Source organism: Nocardia sp. CY41 (assembly GCF_009829325.1).
Taxonomy (GTDB): Bacteria; Actinomycetota; Actinomycetes; order Mycobacteriales; family Mycobacteriaceae; genus Nocardia.
This window is the reverse complement of the sequence record NZ_VUOS01000112.1, coordinates 1-1,655: the sequence shown is the minus strand read 5'-3', so window position 1 is coordinate 1,655 and position 1,655 is coordinate 1. Positions and strand designations below refer to the sequence as shown.

The 1,655-nt window shown below is 69.4% G+C and carries 2 protein-coding genes; both read left to right on the top strand.

Annotation, left to right across the window (positions count from 1 at the left end; genetic code table 11):
- Positions 1 to 12 precede the first annotated feature (12 nt).
- Positions 13 to 951: an alpha/beta hydrolase gene (locus GVY64_RS36905; RefSeq protein WP_159851315.1), complete on the top strand. Its 939-nt coding sequence runs from the start codon at positions 13 to 15 to the stop codon at positions 949 to 951.
- 17 nt (positions 952 to 968) lie between these two features.
- Positions 969 to 1,655, top strand: a 687-nt coding sequence (locus GVY64_RS36900; protein WP_236567550.1) for an esterase/lipase family protein, incomplete at its 3' end; no start/stop codon positions are given.

Genomic DNA, 1,655 nt, shown 5'->3' with positions numbered 1-1,655 from the left:
GTCGCATCGGCCATGGTTTCGGTGCAGGCGGAAGCGGCGCCTGCGGAGTCTTCGATCGTCTCCGTGCAGGAGCACGATGCGCGGAGCCTGACTTTGACGGTCCATTCCGCCGCCATGGATCTCGATATTCCGGTGGAAGTGCAGCGCGCCGCGGACACCAGCGTGCCGCGTCCGGTGCTGTATCTGCTGCTCGGCGCGGCCGGTGGCGTCGACGGCTCCACCTGGGCCACCAAGACCGATGCGATGCAGTTCCTCGCGGACAAGAACGTGCACGCGGTCACGCCGATCGGCGGCATGTTCAGTTATTACGCGGACTGGCAGAAGGACGACGCCAGGCTGGGCCGCCAGAAGTGGCGGACCTTCTTGAGCGGCGAACTGCCCCCGCTGATCGACGCGTATCTCGGCGCCAGCGGGCGCAACGGGCTCGCGGGCTTCTCGATGTCGGGGACCACGACCCTCGCGCTCGCCGCGACCACGGGTGAGTTGTTCTCCAGCGTGGCCGCCTACAGCGGTTGCGCGCAGACCAGTGATCCGGTCGGCCGCGAGTTCGTCCGGCTGACCGTGGAGGAATGGGGTCTGGCGGAGCTGGACAACATGTGGGGGCCCGCGGGCGATCCGCAATGGGTTGCCAATGATCCGTACGTGCAGGCGGAGGGGCTGCGCGGGAAATCCATTTACATCGCCAGTGGAAATGGCATGCCCGGCGTCTACGACCAGTACGGCGGAAAATACTCGCTGAACGGCCCGTGGGGTTTCGCGAATCAGCTCGTGGTCGGCGGCGTGATCGAAGCGGCCACCAATTACTGCTCGCACAACATGAAAACCCGGCTGGACGACCTCGGCATCCCGGCGCGATACAACTTCCGCCCCGAAGGCACCCACTCCTGGGGCTATTGGGAGGACGCGCTGAAGGATTCGTGGCCGACGCTCGCCGCTGGATTGGGAATCTGAACCGTCGGGAATTCGAGATGTCTATTCGCCTCCGGGCCGCGCGTGTCGCCGGCCTCATGCTGGTCGCGGCCGCCGCGGCGTTGCCGCACGCGCCGAGCTCGGCCGCCGTTCCCGAGACGCCCGTACTGGACGGCGCCAACGACTGGTCCTGCCGTCCCACCCCCGAACGGCCGGAGCCGGTGGTCCTCGTGCACGGCTCGGGAACCGACATCGGCCGCAGCTTCCCCGTGCTCGCGCGCGCCATCCGCGCCGAGGGACATTGCGTGTTCGCCGCGAATCTCGGCGCGGCGCCGGGCGTCGTCGACGCGGTGAGCGGCCAGAGCGGCTCCAGCTCCACCGGCATCGGGCCGATCGGCGCCGCGTTGCTGGGACGCGCGGTCTACGGCGTGGCCGACATCGACCGGATGGCGGGCGAGCTCGCCGAAGTCGTGCGCTCGGTGCGCGAAACGACCGGAGCGAGCCGGGTGGCGCTGGTCGGTCACTCGACCGGCGGCACGGTCATCCGGCAGTACCTGCGCGCCCGCGGCGGCGAGGCGGTCGCCCGAGTGGTGACCCTCGGAACGCCGTATCGCGGCACGACCTGGGCCGGATTGCGCGGGGCCTATCCGGACCTGGCCGCCCTCGGACTCGGTGACGCGCAGATCGCGGCCCAGGTCTTCGGAGCCCCGGGACAGCAGCAGGTGGTCGGGTCGCCGCTGCTCAAC